Annotated in this window: 18 protein-coding genes and 1 pseudogene; 6 read left to right on the top strand and 13 right to left on the bottom strand. The window is 73.3% G+C overall.

Annotation, left to right across the window (positions count from 1 at the left end; genetic code table 11):
• Positions 1-9: 9 nt before the first annotated feature.
• The 4 genes from tsaE to ACLJN9_RS15250 form a co-directional block, all read right to left on the bottom strand.
• A complete protein-coding gene (gene tsaE / locus ACLJN9_RS15235; protein ID WP_410811952.1) occupies positions 10-492 on the bottom strand; it encodes a tRNA (adenosine(37)-N6)-threonylcarbamoyltransferase complex ATPase subunit type 1 TsaE in 483 nt (160 codons plus the stop codon).
• Positions 489-1595 (bottom strand): alpha/beta fold hydrolase, encoded by a 1107-nt coding sequence (locus ACLJN9_RS15240; RefSeq protein ID WP_410811953.1) that lies wholly within the window; start codon positions 1593-1595, stop codon positions 489-491. The genes tsaE and ACLJN9_RS15240 overlap by 4 nt, the downstream gene beginning before the upstream one ends.
• A 173-nt stretch (positions 1596-1768) precedes the next feature.
• Positions 1769-2887, bottom strand: a complete 1119-nt coding sequence (alr, locus tag ACLJN9_RS15245; protein WP_410811954.1) for an alanine racemase — start codon at positions 2885-2887, stop codon at positions 1769-1771.
• A 90-nt stretch (positions 2888-2977) separates the two neighbouring features.
• Positions 2978-4447 carry an NAD(P)H-hydrate dehydratase gene (locus ACLJN9_RS15250; protein ID WP_410811955.1) on the bottom strand — a complete coding sequence of 490 codons (1470 nt, stop codon included), beginning with the start codon at positions 4445-4447 and terminating at the stop codon, positions 2978-2980.
• 250 nt (positions 4448-4697) lie between these two features.
• Here ACLJN9_RS15250 and ACLJN9_RS15255 point away from each other — a divergent pair, with 250 nt between their 5' ends.
• A complete protein-coding gene (locus ACLJN9_RS15255; RefSeq protein ID WP_410811956.1) occupies positions 4698-5021 on the top strand; it encodes a hypothetical protein in 324 nt (107 codons plus the stop codon).
• A complete protein-coding gene (locus ACLJN9_RS15260; RefSeq protein ID WP_410811957.1) occupies positions 5018-6610 on the top strand; it encodes an alpha/beta hydrolase in 1593 nt (530 codons plus the stop codon). The genes ACLJN9_RS15255 and ACLJN9_RS15260 overlap by 4 nt, the downstream gene beginning before the upstream one ends.
• 103 nt (positions 6611-6713) lie before the next feature.
• Here the strand turns inward: ACLJN9_RS15260 and glmS are convergent, their stop codons facing one another.
• Entirely contained in the window at positions 6714-8627 is a 1914-nt protein-coding gene (gene glmS / locus ACLJN9_RS15265) for a glutamine--fructose-6-phosphate transaminase (isomerizing) (RefSeq protein ID WP_410811958.1), read from the bottom strand.
• A 434-nt stretch (positions 8628-9061) separates the two neighbouring features.
• Between glmS and ACLJN9_RS15270 the strand changes: the two genes are divergently transcribed.
• From ACLJN9_RS15270 to ACLJN9_RS15280, 3 genes are all read left to right on the top strand, one after another.
• Positions 9062-9190: a hypothetical protein gene (locus tag ACLJN9_RS15270; protein WP_410811959.1), complete on the top strand. Its 129-nt coding sequence runs from the start codon at positions 9062-9064 to the stop codon at positions 9188-9190.
• Between the two features lie 193 nt (positions 9191-9383).
• The gene (locus ACLJN9_RS15275; RefSeq protein WP_410811960.1) at positions 9384-9875 is read left to right on the top strand and encodes an MmpS family transport accessory protein; all 492 of its coding nucleotides are present in this window, start codon (positions 9384-9386) and stop codon (positions 9873-9875) included.
• Positions 9876-9915: 40 nt separating this feature from the next.
• Positions 9916-11112 carry a pyridoxal phosphate-dependent aminotransferase gene (locus ACLJN9_RS15280; RefSeq protein ID WP_410811961.1) on the top strand — a complete coding sequence of 399 codons (1197 nt, stop codon included), beginning with the start codon at positions 9916-9918 and terminating at the stop codon, positions 11110-11112.
• Positions 11113-11207: 95 nt separating this feature from the next.
• Here ACLJN9_RS15280 and glmM read toward each other — a convergent pair whose 3' ends face one another.
• From glmM to ACLJN9_RS15310, 6 genes are all read right to left on the bottom strand, one after another.
• Positions 11208-12563 (bottom strand): phosphoglucosamine mutase, encoded by a 1356-nt coding sequence (gene glmM / locus ACLJN9_RS15285; RefSeq protein ID WP_410811962.1) that lies wholly within the window; start codon positions 12561-12563, stop codon positions 11208-11210.
• Between the two features lie 116 nt (positions 12564-12679).
• Positions 12680-13144, bottom strand: a complete 465-nt coding sequence (gene rpsI / locus ACLJN9_RS15290) for a 30S ribosomal protein S9 (RefSeq protein ID WP_410811963.1) — start codon at positions 13142-13144, stop codon at positions 12680-12682.
• Between the two features lie 20 nt (positions 13145-13164).
• On the bottom strand, positions 13165-13608 hold the full coding sequence (gene rplM, locus ACLJN9_RS15295) for a 50S ribosomal protein L13 (RefSeq protein WP_410811964.1): 444 nt from the start codon (positions 13606-13608) through the stop codon (positions 13165-13167).
• Positions 13609-13853: 245 nt separating this feature from the next.
• The gene (locus ACLJN9_RS15300) at positions 13854-14147 is read right to left on the bottom strand and encodes a hypothetical protein (protein WP_410811965.1); all 294 of its coding nucleotides are present in this window, start codon (positions 14145-14147) and stop codon (positions 13854-13856) included.
• Complete coding sequence (locus ACLJN9_RS15305; protein WP_410811966.1) at positions 14137-14394, bottom strand: DUF6364 family protein; 258 nt, start codon at positions 14392-14394, stop codon at positions 14137-14139. Before ACLJN9_RS15305 ends, ACLJN9_RS15300 begins: the two co-directional genes overlap by 11 nt.
• Positions 14395-14556: 162 nt before the next feature.
• Positions 14557-15252 carry a class I SAM-dependent methyltransferase gene (locus ACLJN9_RS15310; RefSeq protein WP_410811967.1) on the bottom strand — a complete coding sequence of 232 codons (696 nt, stop codon included), beginning with the start codon at positions 15250-15252 and terminating at the stop codon, positions 14557-14559.
• A 287-nt stretch (positions 15253-15539) separates the two neighbouring features.
• Here ACLJN9_RS15310 and ACLJN9_RS15315 point away from each other — a divergent pair, with 287 nt between their 5' ends.
• On the top strand, positions 15540-16628 hold the full coding sequence (locus tag ACLJN9_RS15315) for a uroporphyrinogen-III synthase (protein WP_410811968.1): 1089 nt from the start codon (positions 15540-15542) through the stop codon (positions 16626-16628).
• 42 nt (positions 16629-16670) lie between these two features.
• Here ACLJN9_RS15315 and ACLJN9_RS15320 read toward each other — a convergent pair whose 3' ends face one another.
• Both ACLJN9_RS15320 and ACLJN9_RS15325 read right to left on the bottom strand, forming a co-directional pair.
• Positions 16671-17294, bottom strand: a complete 624-nt coding sequence (locus ACLJN9_RS15320) for a GTP-binding protein (protein ID WP_410811969.1) — start codon at positions 17292-17294, stop codon at positions 16671-16673.
• Positions 17275-17355 (bottom strand): annotated as a pseudogene (locus tag ACLJN9_RS15325) (DUF742 domain-containing protein); the annotation flags it as partial. The pseudogene ACLJN9_RS15325 and the gene ACLJN9_RS15320, both read right to left, overlap by 20 nt.

Genomic DNA, 17355 nt, shown 5'->3' on the forward strand with positions numbered 1-17355 from the left:
AAACCTCTTCTAGCCAAGGTTGGTCAGTCGACGGGCCCAGTCGCCGCCGCACGGTTCCAGCTCGACGACGCGGGTGTCGTCGTCGCGGCGGTCGATGCGGACCCGCAGGTGCGCGTCGACCAGCTGCTCCACAAGACCCTCTCCCCACTCGACGACCGTCACCGACTCGTCGACCGAGGCGTCCAGGTCCAGGTCGTCGATCTCGGCGCGCGGATCGGTGGCGTCGCCCAGCCGGTACGCGTCGGCGTGCACGAGAGCCACCCGGCCGCCCCGGGCCGGATCGGGTCGGTGCACCCGGGCGATCACGAACGTCGGCGAGGTGACGCCGCCGAGAACACCGAGGCCGGCGCCGATGCCCTGGGTGAGGGCGGTCTTGCCGGCGCCCAACGGGCCGGTCAACAGCACCAGGTCACCGGCGCGCAGCAGCCCGGCGAGCCGGCGGCCGAACTCCCGGGTGTCCTCGACTGTCGACAGCTTGACGACGTGACTCACCGTTCCTCCACGCTCTGCAGTGACTCGAGAAACCGCGCCAGCGCGGCGTTGACCTCGTCGGCGTGCTCCAGCATCACCACGTGCCCACTTTCGTGGATCTTGACGAACTCGGCGTGCGGCAACCGGCGGACGATCTCCTCGGAGTGGGTCACCGGAGTGATCATGTCCTTGTCACCGACCACCACCAGCACCGGCGTCGCGGCCAGCGCCGCCAGCGCCGGGAAGCGCGAGTGGGTGGCCAGGGTCCGCAGATAGCGGGTCACCGTGTCGGCCGAGGTCCGGGAGTTCATCGTCTCCACGTACGACACCAGCGTAGGGCTGGGCTTGCGGGTGCCGAAGCCGTACTTGCGGGTGAGCAGCCACGCCACGTTCGACGTCGACTTGCGAGCCCTGTCGATCACCGGCCCGCCGTACCGGGTGGCGTTGCTGACCATGTACAGCACCGGACCACCGACCCGGCCGAGCAGTGCCGGCGCGACCAACTTGGTCTCCGCGATCAACCCGCCCGACGTGGCCATCAGCACGGTGCCCACCACCCGGTCGCCGAACAGCTCCGGAAACAGCTCGGCGAACGCCATGATGGTCATGCCACCCATCGAGTGACCGACCAGCACCAGTGGCCCGTCCGGCGCAATCCGGTCGATCACCTGACGCAGCGTCCGGCCGAGCACCGTGAGGTCGTACTCGCCGGTCTCCAGCCGACCCGACCGACCGTGACCGGGCTGGTCGTACGCCACGATCCGGTGCTCGCCGCGTGCGGCGAGCATCTGCCGCTGGAAGTGGAATGTGCCCATGTCCAGGCAGAAGCCGTGCACCAGCACCACCGTCGGGTGCCCGGGCACCGGCCGGGTCGGTTCGACCACCTCGACGTGGATGTCCGTGCCGTCCGGCAGTTCCAGCCGGAACGCGTCGTCGTACCGCTGCTCGCCGAACGTCTCGTGCGCGTAGCGGTCGGCCGGGTCTGCCTTGAGCCGGCGGACCAGGGTGCGCTCGGTCGCGACGCCCGCCGCCAGGCCGGCGGCGGCCACGCCCACCGCGGCGCCCACCAGGCTGGCGACCTTGCCGGCCGCGGTCCGCGGGCGCGGAATGCGGTACGCGCTCACGGTGCCACCACGGTTCGCGACTGCGGGGCTCGCAAACCCGGCTCACTCCTCGCGCTCACGGTGCCACCACGGTTCGCGACTGCGGGGCTCGCAACCCCGGCTCACTCCTCGCGCTCACGGTGACACCATGGTTCGCGACTGCGGGGCTCGCAACCCCGGCTCACTCCTCGCGCTCACGGTGCCAGCCCGTCATAGACCCTCGGCACACGGGTGCTGCCGAACCGGGTCACGATCTCGTAGTTGATCGTGCCGGCGGCCTCGGCCCAGTCGTCGGCGGTCGGCTCGCCGTCGGCACCGCTGCCGAACAGGGTCGCCACGTCGCCGTCGGCCACCGGGTCGTCGCCGCAGTCGATCACGAACTGGTCCATGCAGACCCTCCCGGAGATGATCCGCCGCGCGCCGGCGAGCTGCACCGGCCCGCTGTTGGACGCGTGCCGGGGTACCCCGTCGGCGTACCCGAGGGGCACCACGGCCAGGTTCGCGTCGGCCGGTGTCGTGTAGGTGTGCCCGTAGGAGACGCCGGTCCCTGCGGGCACCCGTTTGGTGAGCATCACCCGGGCCCGGGCGGCCATCGCGGGCCGCAGCCCGTACGTCTCGCCGGCCACCGGGGAGAGCCCGTAGATGGCCAGCCCCGGACGGACCAGGTCGAAGTGGGTGTCCGGGCGGGTCAGGGTGGCCGCCGAGTTGGCCAGGTGCCGCCAACGCGGGCGCAGCCCGGCCCGCTCGACCATGGCCAGCCCCTCGTGGAAGACGGCCAGCTGCCGATCGGTGGTCGGATGGCCGGGCGAGTCCGCGTACACGAAGTGGCTCCACACACCGACCACCTCGACCAGGCCGTCGGCCTGCGCCTTGGCGGCGGCGTCCAGCAGCGCCGGCCAGTCGGCGACGGTCGCACCGCCGCGGGACAGCCCAGTGTCGATCTTCAGGTGCAGCCGGGCCGGACGCTCGGCGCGTCGGCTCGCCTCCACCATCTCGTCCAGTTGGGGGAGGCTGGCCGCCGCCAGGTCCACCCCGGCGCCGACCCCCTCGTGCAGCGGCAGCCCGGGGGCGAGCAGCCACGCCAGCACCGGCGCGGTCACCCCGGCCCGGCGCAGCGTGAGAGCCTCGTCGAGGGTGCACACACCGAGCCAGTCCGCCCCGGCGTCGAGCGCCGCCCGGGCCGCCGGGAGCATGCCGTGGCCGTAGCCGTCGCCCTTGACCACCGCCATCAGCTCGGCGCTGGTGCCGGAGCGGAGTCGGCTCACGTTCTCGCGGATCGCGTCTAGATCGACACGTACCTCGGCCTGCCACATGCGCCCAGCCTACTTTCCGCCGTGATCACCGTGGGCGGCGACGCACGTCCCGCACCGCCGATCCGGTCGGCGGGGTCACAAGCGACACGGTCAGCCCAGCCGGGCGACGACCGGACGAAGCGCCGCCGCCACGTCCGGCGCGGTGACCGGCCCGCCGCGAGCCGCCTCGCGGCCCGCCAGCCCGTGCAGGTACGCGGCCGCAGCCGCCGCCCGCTCGGGTGATGCACCGGCCGCGAGCAGCGAGCCGAGCAACCCGGCCAGCACGTCGCCGGTGCCGCCGGTGGCAAGCGCGGAGGTGCCGGTCGGGTTGACGTACGCCCGACCGTCCGGGGTGCCGATGATCGTGCGGTCCCCCTTGAGCAGCACCACCGCGTTCATCCAGGCGGCCAGCCGCAGCGCGGCGCCGACCCGGTCGGCACCCGGCTCCTCCCCGCAGAGCCGTGCGAACTCCCGGTCGTGCGGGGTGACCACGATCGGCGCGTCCCGGCCGCGCAGTCGATCGGCGAGCGAGCCGTCCACCAGCAGGGTCAACGCGTCGGCGTCGAGCACCACCGGGACCGGCGCGGCCAGCACGGCGCGCAGCTCGGCCGCCGCGTCCTCGCCGGTGCCCAGCCCGGAGCCGCAGACCCAGGCCTGCACCCGGCCCGCCTCGGCGACCCGGCCGGCGGCGATCACCGAGGGGTGCTGGTGCAGCACCTCGGCGCGAGCCCCACCGGCGTAGCGGACCAGGCCGGTCGGCCCGGCCAGTGCCCCGCCGACGGAGAGCACCGCCGCGCCCGGGTACGTCGCCGAGCCGGTGGCCACGCCGACCACACCGCGGGTGTACTTCTCCGACGCCGGGCCCAGGCGCGGCCACCACTCGACCAGGTCGGACCACTCGGTGACGCGCACGGCCGGGGTGCCCCGCAGCCACGGTCGCAGCCCGATGTCGACCAGTTCCACCTGCCCGGCCAGGGCGGCGGCCGGCCCCACGACCAGGGCGGGCTTCAGGGCGCCGAAGGTCACCGTCACGTCGGCACGGACCGCCGTGGGCCGACCGGACGCGGCCAGTGGCACGTGCCCGGTGTCCACCGCCACGCCGCTCGGCACGTCGACCGCCAGCACCGTCGCCCGGCCGCCGTCCCGCCCGCGCAGCTCAGCGAGGCGCTGCACCACCTCGTCGGCGTTCGCCCGCAGCCCACCGGTGCCGCCGATGCCGACGATGCCGTCGAGGACCAGGTCGACCGGGCCGGCCGGTCGGTCCACCAACCGACCACCGGCGGCGCGCAGCGCGGCCAGCCCCGCGGCGTGCGCCCGCCCGGGGGTGAGCAGCAGGGCGGTCACCGCAACGCCGCGGCGGGCCAGCCGTTCCCCGGCGTACAGAGCGTCGCCGCCGTTGTCACCGGAGCCGACCAGCAGCAGCACCCGTCCGCCGTACAGCCCGCCGCGCTCGGCGAGCAGCAGCGCGGCCCGTCGGGCCAACCCGGCAGCGGCCCGTTGCATCAGCGTGCCCTCCGGCAGCGTGCCCATCAGCCCCGCCTCGGCCGCCCGTACGTCGGTCACCCGCCACACCGGTCTCATGCCACCGTGCCCCATTCCGCTCGCGGACGGGCCGGACGGCCCACCCGGCCGATGTCACCGTTGCGCGACCATCATCGGGTCGGGCACGAGACAGCCACGATCACCAGATCACCCTACCGGCGGCGAAGGCCGCAGATTAGCGGTCGGGTTCGCGGTGGGCAACGCCTGTGGACAGGCCAGGGTACGGCCACCGCCAACTGTCCACAGGGCACCACATCCCGCCCGTGCCGCGCCTAGCGTCGGCGCGTCGATGTCGATCGCTCACGGGGGTGTGGTCATGACCGAGGAGCCGTTCACCGTTCGGCCGGAGGAGCTGGGTGCCGTGGCCGTCGCGCTCGACGATGAGGCGCACGGCCTGGCGCTGGGCCTGGCCGGGGCGCCCGGGCTGCTGGTGCCAGCGCCCGGTTGGCGGGCCGCCGCCGCCCTGGCGGGGCTGGAGGCGGCCGGGCACGCCTGGCTGTGCCGGCTGGGCGCCCGGGTGGCGGCGACCGCCGGTGCGGTCCGGGCGGCGGCCGAGGCGTACGAGACGGTGGACCAGCGGGCCGCCGGCCGGTTCGTGGGCCTGCCCCGGTGACCGCCGTGGGCTACCGGCAGCTCTGGGCCGCCGATCCGGGAGCGTGGCGGGCCTCCGGGGTGCTGTGGGCCGGGTTGACCGGGCCGGTCGAGCGCCGCGCCGGCGAGCTGGGTGGGGCCGCCGGGCGACTACGGGACGGCTGGTCGGGCGCGGCCGCCACGGCGGCGGACGCCCGGCTCACCGGCCTGCGCGACGAGCTGACCTCGATCGCGCCGGCCCTTGTCGAGGTCGACCAGGTGCTGGCCGAGCTGGCCGGCCGGCTGGTCGTGGCGAAGGCGCGGCTCGGTGCGGCGGTCGCCCTGGCCGACGCCGCCGGCCTGGTGGTGGACCGGGCGGGCGGGGTGCACCCTGATCCGGCCCGGGCCCGGCCGACCGAGCAGGCCGGTCCCGCGGCGGCGCGGGTGGCGGCGGCGTTGCGGGACGCTCTCGACCGGGCAGAGGCGGCCGACCGCGGCGCCGCCGACCGGTTGGACGAGCTGGCCCGGGCCGCCGGTGCCGGCTGGGCGTCCCCACCACCGCCCGGCCGACCGGCTGCCGGTGCCGCGCCGGCCCTGGTCCTCGCCTGGTGGTCCGGGTTGACCCCGACCCAGCGACGGTGGCTGGTCGGGCACGAGCCGGCCCTGGTCGGCGCGCTGGACGGGGTGCCGGTCGCCTACCGCGACCAGGCCAACCGGCTACGGCTCGGCGCCTGGCGCGAGGAACTGCTCGCCGAACGTCGACGGTTGCTGGCCCGGGTGCCGCCGGGGCCGGCCGCGTCGGTGCGGCTGCGCGCGCTGGCCGCCCGGTCGGCCGGCCTGGACGGGCTGGCCGGTCGGCTCGCGACAGCCGGCGAGCCGCGGGCGTACCTGCTGGGGTTGGACGCGGCGGGTGAGGGGCGCGTGGTGGTCGCGCTCGGCGACCCGGACCACGCCGACCGGGTGTTGACCTACGTTCCGGGGATGACCGCGGGGTTGGACGACGCTCCCGGCGAGCTGGGCCGGGCTGCGCGGGTCCTGGACCGGTGCGCCGCGCTCGCACCGGGCGAGCGCAGCTCGGCGGTGCTCTGGCTCGACTACGACGCACCGGACTTCCTGTCCGAGGCCGCATCGGCCGGCCAGGCCCGGGATGCCGGGCCGGCGTTGCACCGCTTCCAGGAGGGCCTGCGGGCCAGTCACGAGGGTCCACCGGCCCGACAGACCGTCCTCGGGCACAGCTACGGCTCGTTGGTGGTGGGCACGGCGGCCCGCGAGCACGGGTTGGCCGCCGACGCGCTCGTCTTCGTCGGCTCGCCCGGCGTCGGCGCGACGCGCGCCACCGAGTTGGGCGTGCCACCCGGGCAGGTCTGGGCCAGCAGCGCCTCCGACGACGTGATCCGGCTGGCCCGACCCGCCGACGAGCTGGCCCGACGGGCGCTGCTCGGCGCGGCGCCGCTCGCCGCCGTGCTGGGCTGGCCCGACCGGACGGGGCACGAGTTGTGGTTCGGCCACGACCCCGCCGATCCCGGGTTCGGCGGGCGGGTCTTTCCCAGCGACCGACGCGGGCACGCCGGCTACTGGGATCCGGGCAACCCGGCGCTCGACGGGATTGCCCGCGTCGTGCTGGGTCGCTGACGGTTGCCACCGGGCAGGTGGCAGGAAGCCGCCCGCAGACGACAGGGCCCCGGCCACCGCGGATGCGGCGACCGGGGCCCCCGACGGTCGCGGGTGACCGTGCTTACTCGACGGTGACCGACTTGGCCAGGTTGCGGGGCTGATCCACGTCGTGTCCCCGGGCGGCGGCGATCTCGGCGGCGAAGACCTGCAGTGGCACCGTGGTGACCAGCGGTGCCAGCAGCGTCGGCGTACGCGGCACGTAGATCAGGTGGTCGGCGTACCGGACAACGGCCTCGTCGCCCTCCTCCGCGATCACGATGGTCCGCGCGCCCCGCGCCCGGACCTCCTGGATGTTGGAGACGACCTTGTCGTGCAGCATGCCCCTGCCGACCGGCGAGGGCACCACGCAGATCACCGGGGTCCCCTTGTCGATGAGGGCGATCGGGCCGTGCTTCAGCTCGCCGGCGGCGAAGCCCTCGGCGTGCATGTACGCCAGCTCCTTGAGCTTGAGCGCGCCCTCCAGGGCCACCGGGTAGCCGACGTGCCGGCCGATGAACAGCACGGTGGGCTCGGACGCCAGCTCCCGGGCCAGCTCGCGGACTCCCTCGATCCGGCTCAGCAACTCGCGCAGCTTGCCCGGCATCTCCTGCAGCTGAGCGACCACCGCGCTCACCTCGTCGGCGAACTTGATCCCCCGCACCTGGGCCAGGTGCAGGCCGATCAGATAGCAGGCGACCACCTGGGTCAGGAACGCCTTCGTGGAGGCGACGGCGATCTCCGGCCCTCCGTGGGTGTAGAGCACGGCGTCGGACTCGCGCGGGATGGTGGAGCCGTTGGTGTTGCAGATGGCCAGCACGCGGGCCTTCTGCTCCTTGGCGTGGCGCAGCGCCATCAGGGTGTCCATGGTCTCGCCGGACTGCGAGATCACCACGATCAACGTGGACCGGTCGAGCACCGGGTCGCGGTAGCGGAACTCGCTGGCCAGCTCGACCTCGCAGGGGATGCGGGTCCAGTGCTCGATGGCGTACTTGGCGACCAGGCCGGCGTGGTAGGCGGTGCCGCAGGCCACGATGAAGATCTTGTCGACATCGCGCAGATCCTGGTCGCTGAGGCGGACCTCGTCGAGGGCGATCTCACCGGTGTCGGTGAGCCGGCCGAGCAGCGTGTCGGCGATGGCCTGCGGCTGCTCCTCGATCTCCTTGAGCATGAACCAGTCGTAGCCACCCTTCTCGGCGGCCGAGGAGTCCCAGTCGATGTGGAAGTCCTTGCCGCTGGCAGGCTGGCCGTCGAAGTCGGTGATCTCGATACTGTCGCCGGTGATCAGGACGATCTGGTCCTGGCCCAGCTCGACCGCTTCCCGGGTGTGCTCGATGAACGCGGCGACGTCGCTGGCCAGGTAGTTCTCCCCGTCGCCCCGGCCCACCACCAGTGGCGAGTTGCGGCGGGCACCGACGACCGCGCCGGGCACGGAGGCGTCGACGGCGAGCAGGGTGAAGGCACCCTCCAGCCGCTGGCAGACCACCCGCATGCCGGCGGCGAGCAGCTGGGGGCTGTCCGACTGACCGGCGGCGCGCAGGTCGGCCAGCGCGGCGGAGAGCAGGTGGGCGGCGCACTCGGTGTCGGTGTCGCTGGTGAACTGGACGCCGTCGGCCTCCAGCTCGGCGCGGAGCCTGGCGAAGTTCTCGATGATGCCGTTGTGGATCACCGCGACCCGGCCGTCGGGGGCCAGGTGCGGGTGGGCGTTGCGGTCGGTCGGGCCGCCGTGGGTGGCCCAGCGGGTGTGCCCGATGCCGGTGGTGCCGTCACCGATGCCGATCGGGCTGGCCGCGCAGGAGGCCGGGTCCTCGGCGGCCCGCTCGGAGAGCACCTTCTCGAGGTTGGCCAGCTTGCCGGCCTTCTTCTCGATCAGCAGTCGGTCGTCACAGACGATCGCGACGCCCGCCGAGTCGTAGCCGCGGTATTCCAGCCGCCGAAGCCCGTCGAGCACGATGCCGAGTGCGGGGCGCGCGCCCGCGTAACCCACGATTCCACACATGGCCCGCAGCCTAACCCAGTTTCGCTCATCATGGGTGCTCGAAAGCCGGGTTATCAATCACGGAATCTGAGCGATCGGTGCCTGGGTGGCGGCAACTGGACGAGCGTCACAGACTGCTCGCGCCCCGCCCTGGACAGCGGGGTTGCGGCAGACCTTCGGGTACGACAGTCTCTCGGCGGGTTTGGCGCTCCCGTCCACGGCCCGTTCGTTCGATACCCACTCCCGCCCGGAGCAGCCATGTCCAACGCGCCCCCGCCCGATCCGTCCCCCTCTCCCGCACCGGAGCCGTCCGCTGGCGCGTCGGGGTCGCCGGCCGCGCCGAACTGGCCCGGTGCGGGCTCTCCCGGATCGGACCCGACGGCACCGCCCCCCTCGTCGTCGTTCCCGCCACCCGACCCGCTGGCCCCGGCCCAACCATGGGCACCGGCGGAACCATGGACACCGTCGGCACCAGCCGCACCGTGGGCACCGCCCCCGCCGGCGGTCCAGTGGACTCCCCAACCGCCCGCGACGCCCTGGACGCCCGGAGCACCGGCGTCCTCGTGGTCGCCAACACCGCCTGACGTCTCGGATCCGACGTCCGCCGGATCACCGCCACCAGCCGGATGGCCCCCACCGGGCGGAGCGCCGCCGCCCACCGGATGGCCGCCGTACGGCTATCCGCCGCCGTACGCCTACCCCGGTTATCCGCCGGCCAGCGGCAACCGGACCACGAACAGCGGGCGAATCGTCGGGATCGTCGTCGCGGTCCTCGTGGTGCTCGTCCTGAGCGTGTGCGGCTGCCTCTGCGCGGGTGGCCTGTGGCTCGACAGGACCAGCACGGACCCGGTCGCCGAGGAGCCGTGGGGCCGTCCCGAGGATGACTGGGCACCCACCGCCGGCCCGCTGATCCCCGAGGAACCCCCTGCCAGGCCGACCACCGCGGCACCCACCCCCAGCAAGCAGCCGATCACGCGACCGACCTCCGGACCGGCCCCGGTGACGGTCGTCTACGAGGTCACCGGAGCGGGCACGGTCGACCTCGCCTACTTCGACGCCGAGAGTGACCTCATCCACGTCGACGGCGCGAAGCTGCCCTGGCGCACCACCATCCGGACCAACGGCAGGAGCCGGGTCATGGTCGAGGCCAGATGGGCCGACGACGAAGGTGAGAGACCACTCGACTGCGCCGTCACGGTCACCGGTGCCGGCAAGCCGGCCGTCAACAGGGCTCGGGGGTCCTGGGCGACCAGTTGCGCGCCCGAGTGAGGTTGGGGTTCAGCCGGGGGGAGCCCGTAGGCTGGCGCAGGTGACGACGAGCACCGATGTCGACCCGCTGGTGGCCCGGATGCGGCCGTTCGGCACGACGATCTTCGCTGAGATGTCCGCCCTCGCCACCCGGACCGGCGCGGTCAACCTCGGCCAGGGCTTTCCGGACACCGACGGCCCACCGGAGATGCTGGCCGCCGCAGCCGAGGCGCTACGGACCGGCCAGAACCAGTACCCGCCCGGGCCGGGCATCCCCGCCCTGCGTGCGGCGGTCGCGGCCCACCAGCGCAGGTTCCACGACCTGACGTACGACCCGGACGGCGAGATCGTGATCACCGCAGGCGCCACCGAGGCGATCGCGGCGAGCATCCTCGCCCTCTGCGAGCCGGGCGACGAGGTGGTCTGCTTCGAGCCGTACTACGACTCGTACGCCGCCTCGATCGCGCTGGCCGGCGCGGTCCGGCGGCCGGTCACGCTGCGTCCCGGCGCCGACGGCCGGTACGCCTTCGACCCGGCGGCGCTGCGCGCGGCGTTCGGGCCCCGCACCCGGCTGGTGCTGCTCAACTCGCCGCACAACCCGACCGGCAAGGTCTTCACCCCGGCCGAGCTGGCGTTGGTCGCCGAGCTGTGCCAGGAGCACGGCGTGTACGCGGTCACCGACGAGGTGTACGAGCACCTGGTCTTCTCCGACGCGGCGAACCCGCACGTGCCTCTGGCCAGCCTGCCCGGCATGCGGGAGCGGACGCTGCGCATCTCGTCGGCCGGCAAGACGTTCTCCTGCACCGGTTGGAAGGTCGGCTGGGTGAGCGGCCCCGCGGCGCTGGTCTCGGCCGTGTTGCGGGTGAAGCAGTTCCTCACCTTCGTCAACGCCGCCCCGCTGCAACCCGCCGTCGCCGTGGCGCTGGCCCTTCCCGACGACTACTACACGAGCTTCCGGAACGGCCTCCAGCAGCGACGCGACCAGCTCGTCGGCGGTCTGACCGACGCCGGCTTCGAGGTGCTGGTGCCGGAGGGGACATACTTCGTCACCGCCGACGTGAGCAACCTCGGCGGCCGGGACGGGGTGGAGTTCTGCCGCTCGTTGCCGGAGCGCTGCGGCGTGGTGGCCGTGCCGACGCAGGTCTTCTACGACGACGCCGAGGCGGGCCGGCGGCTCATCCGTTTTGCCTTCTGCAAGCGTCCGGAGGTGCTGACCGAGGCGGTCAGCCGGCTGCGCCGCCTCACGGTGGGCGGCTGACCTCCGGCTGACCCGGCCCGCAGCCGCGCCCTCGGTCAGCCCGCGGCCCGGCCGAACACCTGCCGCCGGCGGTCAGCCGGCCGGGCTGGCGGCGGTCAGCCGGCCGGGCTGGCGGCGCGGACCTGGTCGGCGATCCGCTCCGCCACCGACCGGGCGGTCTGCTCGGTGGCCGCCTCGACCATCACCCGGACCAGCGGCTCGGTGCCCGACGGGCGCAGCAGCACCCGCCCGGTCTCGCCCAGTTCCGATTCGGCCCGCTCGACCTCGACACGAACGGCCGGGGCGTTGGCGCCGACGGTCCGGTCGCCGACCGGCACGTTGATCAGCACCTGGGGCAGCTTGGTGACCACCGAGGCCAGCTCCGCCAGGGATCGGCCGGTGGCCGCCATCCGGGCCATCAGGTGCAGGCCGGTGAGCACCCCGTCGCCGGTGGTGGCGTGGGCGGGCATGACGATGTGGCCGCTCTGCTCGCCGCCGAGCGCCAGCCCGGAGGCGCGCAGGGCCTCCAGGACGTACCGGTCGCCGACCTTGGTCTCGATCAGCCGGATGCCCTGCGCGGACATGGCCAGCCGCAGCCCGAGGTTGCTCATCACGGTGGCTACCAGGGTGTCCTGGGTGAGCGTGCCGGCGTCCCGCATGGCGAGCGCGAGGATCGCCATCACCTGGTCGCCGTCGACCTCGTCGCCGTCGGCGGTGACCGCCACGATGCGGTCGGCGTCGCCGTCGTGGGCGATGCCCAGGTGGGCGCCGTGCTCGACCACGGCCTCGCGGAGCGCCTCGATGTGGTTGGACCCGCAGTCGTCGTTGATGTTCAGTCCGTCCGGCTCGGCGTGGATCGCGACGACCTCCGCGCCGGCCTCCCGGTAGGCGACCGGGGCGACCTCGGCCGCGGCGCCGTTGGCGCAGTCGACCACGACCTTGATCCCGTCCAGCCGGTGCGGCACGGCGCCGACCAGGTGCTGGACGTAGTGGTCCGCGCCGTCGAGCAGGTCGTGCACCCGGCCGACGCCGGCACCGATCGGGCGATCCCAGGCGGTCGTGGCGTTGGCCTCCACGGCGGCCTCGATCTGCATCTCGATCTCGTCGGGCAGCTTGTGGCCACCGGCGGCGAAGAGTTTGATCCCGTTGTCCGGCATGGGGTTGTGCGATGCGGAGAGCACCACACCGAGGTCAGCCTTGGCCTCCGCGGTGAGAAACGCCACGGCCGGGGTGGGCAGCACGCCGACCCGGACCACGTTGGCGCCGGCGCTGGTCAGCCCGGCCACCACGGCCGCCTCCAGCATCTCCCCACTGGCCCGGGTGTCCCGACCGACCACGGCGAGCGGCCGATGGCTGCGGTCCGTCTCGGCGAGTGTGTGCGCGGCCGCCACGGCCAGCGCGAGCGCCAGCTCGGGGGTGAGATCCGCGTTCGCGCGCCCGCGTACGCCGTCCGTGCCGAACAACCGACCCATACCCGCCAACCTCCGATGACACTGCCGATGAGGAGAAAGCGGAACGGCCGGCCCACCTCCCCGGTCGAGGGGAGGCGGACCGGCCGTCCGTCAGAAGTACAACGCGCTGGCGAAGATCAGCGCTTCGAGTACTGGGGAGCCTTACGGGCCTTCTTGAGGCCGTACTTCTTGCTCTCCTTGACCCGGGCGTCCCGGGTCAGGAAGCCGGCCTTCTTCAGGGCCGGGCGGTCGTCCGGGTCGTTGACGATCAGCGCGCGGGCGATGCCCAGCCGGAGCGCACCGGCCTGCCCGGTGGTGCCGCCGCCCCGGAGGTTGGCGATGACGTCGAACTGCTCGGGCTTCTCGGCGGTGACCAGCGGGTCCTTGATCAGCTGCTGGTGCACCTTGCTCGGGAAGTACGCCTCGAGGTCCTGACCGTTGCAGGTGATCTTGCCGGTGCCCGGAACGATGCGCACCCGGACGATGGCCTGCTTGCGGCGGCCCACGGTCTGGATCGGGCGGTCACCACGCGGCGCGCGGGCGACGGGCGCGGGCGCCTCGGTGGCCTCGGGGGCGACCTCGGTCTCGGTGATGTCGGTCATGCTGCTTCCTTCGCCCGCGCTCACTGCGCGATCTGCTTGATCTCGAACGGCGCCGGCATCTGCGCGCCGTGCGGGTGCTCGGCACCGGCGTAGACCTTCAGCTTCTTGATCAGCTGACGGCCGAGCTTGTTGTGCGGGAGCATCCCCTTCACAGCCAGCTCGATGGCCCGCTCGGGGCGCTTGGTCAGCAGCTCTTCGTAGCTGACCTGCTTCAGACCACCCGGGTAACCGGAGTGGCGGTAGGCGATCTTGGTCTGACGCTTGTTGCCGGTCAGCGCAACCTGGCCCGCGTTCACGATGACGACAAAGTCGCCCGTGTCGACGTGCGGCGCGAAAGTCGGCTTGTGCTTACCACGCAGCAACGTGGCGGCGTGGGTGGCCAGGCGGCCCAGCACGACATCAGAGGCGTCGATGACGTGCCACTGACGCTCGATCTCACCCGGCTTCGGGCTGTACGTACGCACAGGTCTACCTTGTCTCGTCGTCGGTCTGGGGTCGCGCGCCGAGTTGACCAGGCGCGCACGAACGACCAAGCGTACCTGGTGGGGCACGCCTCTGGATGTCGTACAACAGCAGGCAACGATACCCGGCGCCCTATCGGCAGGTCAAAACGGGGGTACGGCCGCGCGCGCCGGCACCGCCATCATGTCACAGCTCACACGCCGGCCCCACGTCGCCCGGCAACGCTTCGGACGGGGATCCGCGGTGCTCAGAGCTCCTGGAGGATGCGCAGTGCCCGGCCGACCCGGACCATGGTGTCGGTGTCGGCGACGTCCACGCAGTCGGTGAACCACTTCTTCATCGGCGAGGAGAGCCGGTCGGGCATCACCACGTACCGGCCCATCGACACCGCGAGCGGGGAGTCGCGCAGCAGCGACTCCTCGACCACCTCCACCACGATCACGATGGGCACGTCGGTGGAGTTGTAGACATCCGAGCTGATCACGAGCCCGAGGCGTTCCCGAGCGCCCTCGATGCGCCAGACCTCACCCCTACGCAGCACGCGGCCGGCCGGGGAAGAGCAGGTCGTCGACCATGCCCACCTCGCGGGCGTCGGCGAGGGCGGCGGATTCCAGATCCAGGCCGGCACGCCCCACGGCGGCGGCGTGCGCGGTGAAGACCTCGCGCAGCGCCTTCTCCCGGGCAGCCTGGTCCATCCACGCGGAGAGCGACAGCCCTTCGCGCTTGGCGAACCGCCGGGCCTCCTCGATCGTCTCGTCGGTGAACGACAGAGTCACCTTGGCAGTCATGCCGGTGAGACTACCCAGCGGTATGACCGTCAGTCATCCCGCACTGTCGTCCAGCCACCGCAGGCGTCGAAAGGCACTCCGGTGACGATCCCGGCATACGGCGACCGCCGCGCCGATGCCGATGCCGACCTGCGGTGCACCTCCGCGCGTCGGCGACCGGGGTCAGGCCCGGCGGCCACCGAACACCGCGAACCGCCACTCCTTGAAGAAGCAGTCGACGTCGACCAGGCCCGCCTCGGTGAGCCACCGGCACTGGTCGGCGACGGTCGCCGGCCGGTCATGGCGCATCCGCTCCCGCGCGGCGGCGATCTCGTCGGGTGGCGAGCCCAGCTCGGTGATCCGCGCGGTCCACACCTCGTCGTAGCGCCGGTCGAGGGCCGGTGTCGGGCCGGCGACCTGCTCGGCGTTGACGAACACCCCGCCGGGCACCAGCACGGCGGCCGCCCGCCCGTAGAGGACCCGCTTGTCGGCGTCGTCCAGGTGGTGGATCGCCAGCGCGCTGACCACAGCGTCGTACCGGCCGGCCGGCAGCGGGTCGGCCAGGTCGGCCCGGACCGTCCGGTGCGGCACGGACCGGGTGTCCAACTGGTCGGCTGCGCGGGCGAGCATCGTCGGCGCGGCGTCCACCAGGGTCAACCGCACCCCCGGCACGGCGGCGGCGAGCAGCAGCGAGAGCAGGCCGGTGCCGGCGCCCAGGTCCAGCACCTCCGGCGTACGCCCGGCCGCGAGTGCGGCGCGCAGCGGTAACGAGGCCACCTGCACCGCGCTGCCGTAGAAGGCGTCGAAGCAGGGCACGAGCCGTCGGCGGGCCTCGTCGTAGCTGCCGGCCACCGCCTCGAAGGCGTCCGCCACACTCATCGCGCCCTCCCATCTATTGAGACAACTTTCTCACATTCTAGATGATAGGTGATCAGGATCCGTACCCCGGTGCGACGTGCTGCCCACGTGACAGGACCGAAACAGAGGGGACCCGGCCCGGAAACCGCCCGGCGGCACGCTTCCGGACATGACAGACGGTGCGCGGCCGGCGACACGCCGGGGCGTACGCCTCGGGCGTTGCCTCGACCCACCCGGGATGGCCGTGCCCGGCACCCCGCGCGCTGCCGGGGCGGGCTGGTCGGGGTACGGCTGCGGCAGGAGGGCTGATGCGGGGGGAACTGGCCGGCTTCACCATCGGGGTGATCGCAGACCGACGGCGCGACGAGCTGGCCGCGCTGCTCGAGCGGCGGGGCGCCCGGGTGGTGCTCGCCCCGGCGCTGCGGATCGTGCCGCTGTCCGACGACGCCGAGCTGCGTGAGGCGACCCGCGCCTGCCTGGACCAACCTCCGGACATCCTGCTGGCCAGCACCGGCATCGGCATGCGCGGCTGGCTCGAGGCGGCCGAGGGCTGGGGGCTGGCCGAGCCGCTGCGTACGGTGCTGGCCGGGTCGTACGTGGTCACCCGGGGGGCGAAGGCACGCGGCGCGATCCGCGCGGCCGGTCTGCACGACCAGTGGTCACCGACCTCGGAGACCTGCGACGAGATGGTCGAGCACCTGCGTCGGCGCGGCGTGGCCGGGCAGGTGATCGCCGTGCAGCTGCACGGTGAGCGACAGCCGGAGTGCACGCTCGCGCTGGAGGCGGCCGGTGCCACGGTGATCGAGGTGCCGGTCTACCGCTGGGCGCCGCCAACCGACCCGACGCCGATGCACCGGCTGGTCGACCTGATCACCGGCCGGCTCGTGGACGCGGTGACGTTCACCTCGGCGCCGACGGCCGAGGCGCTGCTGCAGGCGGCCGGGGATCGCACCGAGGCCGTGCTGTCCGCCTTCCGTGGCGACGTGCTGGTCAGCTGCGTCGGCCCGGTCACCGCCGAGCCGCTGCTGCGGCGCGGGGTGCCGGTCTGCGCGCCGAGCCGCGCCCGGCTGGGTGCGCTGGTGCGGACCATCGTCGACGAGTTGCCCCGCCGGACCATGACGTTCCGGGCCGGCGGGCACCTGCTCACCCTGCGCGGGCATGCGGCGGTGATCGACGGCGACCTGCGCCCGCTCGCCCCCGCCCCGATGGCGGTGCTGCGGGCGCTGGCCCGGTCGCCCGGCCGGGTGCTCTCCCGTACGGCGCTGCTGCGGACCCTGCCCCGGGGCGCGGACGAGCACGCGGTGGAGATGGCCGTGGCCCGGCTCCGAGCCGGCCTACGCGCCCCGCGCGTGGTGCAGACCGTGATCAAGCGCGGTTACCGGCTCCGGGTCGACTGACGGGTCGCGGCCGGCCGGCACGGACCGGCCGGCCGCCCCTGGTCAGCCGACCGGCGTCGGAAAGCCCCGGCCGTGCTCGGCCTGGAGCCGGAGCATGGCGTGCTCGACCACCGTCACCAGCACCTGCTTGACCGAATCCCGATGCCGGGCGTCGGTCATCACCAGCGGCACCTGCGGCGAGATGGCGAGCGCCTCGCGGATCTCCTCCAGCTCGTACTCGGGAGCGCCGTCGAACCGGTTCAGCGCCACCACGTACGGCAGGTTGCGGTTCTCGAAGTAGTCCAGCGGGGCGAACGCGTCCGCGATGCGACGGGTGTCCACCAGGACGGCGGCACCCACCGCACCTCGGATGATCTCGTCCCACATGAACCAGAACCGGGTCTGGCCGGGTGTACCGAAGAGGTACAGGATCAGGTCCTGAGCCATGGTGATACGACCGAAGTCCATGGCGACCGTGGTGGTCTCCTTGCCCGGCACCTTCGACGGATCGTCGATGCCGACACCGGCCGCGGTCATCACCGCCTCGGTGGTCAGCGGTGTGATCTCGGAGATCGAACCGACAAGCGTCGTCTTGCCGACGCCGAAGCCGCCCGCGACGACGATCTTCGCGGAGACGATTCCCCGGCTCTGCCGCCCCCCAGCGGGGTCATAGCCTGCGAAGTCCACTTAGCACCCTTCCAAGCATTTCCATCCGCTCCTCGAATCCTTCGGCGGGAGCAGCAGTGTG

This window comes from Micromonospora sp. 067-2, assembly GCF_046549295.1.
GTDB lineage: Bacteria > Actinomycetota > Actinomycetes > Mycobacteriales > Micromonosporaceae > Micromonospora.

Excerpts from the sequence above, each read along its gene's own strand:
- alr (WP_410811954.1), bottom strand. The coding sequence starts at position 2,887 with ATGTGGCAGGCCGAGGTACGTGTCGATCTAGACGCGATCCGCGAGAAC.
- ACLJN9_RS15250 (WP_410811955.1), bottom strand. The coding sequence starts at position 4,447 with ATGAGACCGGTGTGGCGGGTGACCGACGTACGGGCGGCCGAGGCGGGG.
- ACLJN9_RS15255 (WP_410811956.1), top strand. The coding sequence starts at position 4,698 with ATGTCGATCGCTCACGGGGGTGTGGTCATGACCGAGGAGCCGTTCACC.
- glmS (WP_410811958.1), bottom strand. The coding sequence starts at position 8,627 with ATGTGTGGAATCGTGGGTTACGCGGGCGCGCGCCCCGCACTCGGCATC.
- ACLJN9_RS15270 (WP_410811959.1), top strand. The coding sequence starts at position 9,062 with ATGGACACCGTCGGCACCAGCCGCACCGTGGGCACCGCCCCCGCCGGC.
- glmM (WP_410811962.1), bottom strand. The coding sequence starts at position 12,563 with ATGGGTCGGTTGTTCGGCACGGACGGCGTACGCGGGCGCGCGAACGCG.
- rpsI (WP_410811963.1), bottom strand. The coding sequence starts at position 13,144 with ATGACCGACATCACCGAGACCGAGGTCGCCCCCGAGGCCACCGAGGCG.
- ACLJN9_RS15305 (WP_410811966.1), bottom strand. The coding sequence starts at position 14,394 with ATGACTGCCAAGGTGACTCTGTCGTTCACCGACGAGACGATCGAGGAG.
- ACLJN9_RS15310 (WP_410811967.1), bottom strand. The coding sequence starts at position 15,252 with ATGAGTGTGGCGGACGCCTTCGAGGCGGTGGCCGGCAGCTACGACGAG.
- ACLJN9_RS15315 (WP_410811968.1), top strand. The coding sequence starts at position 15,540 with ATGCGGGGGGAACTGGCCGGCTTCACCATCGGGGTGATCGCAGACCGA.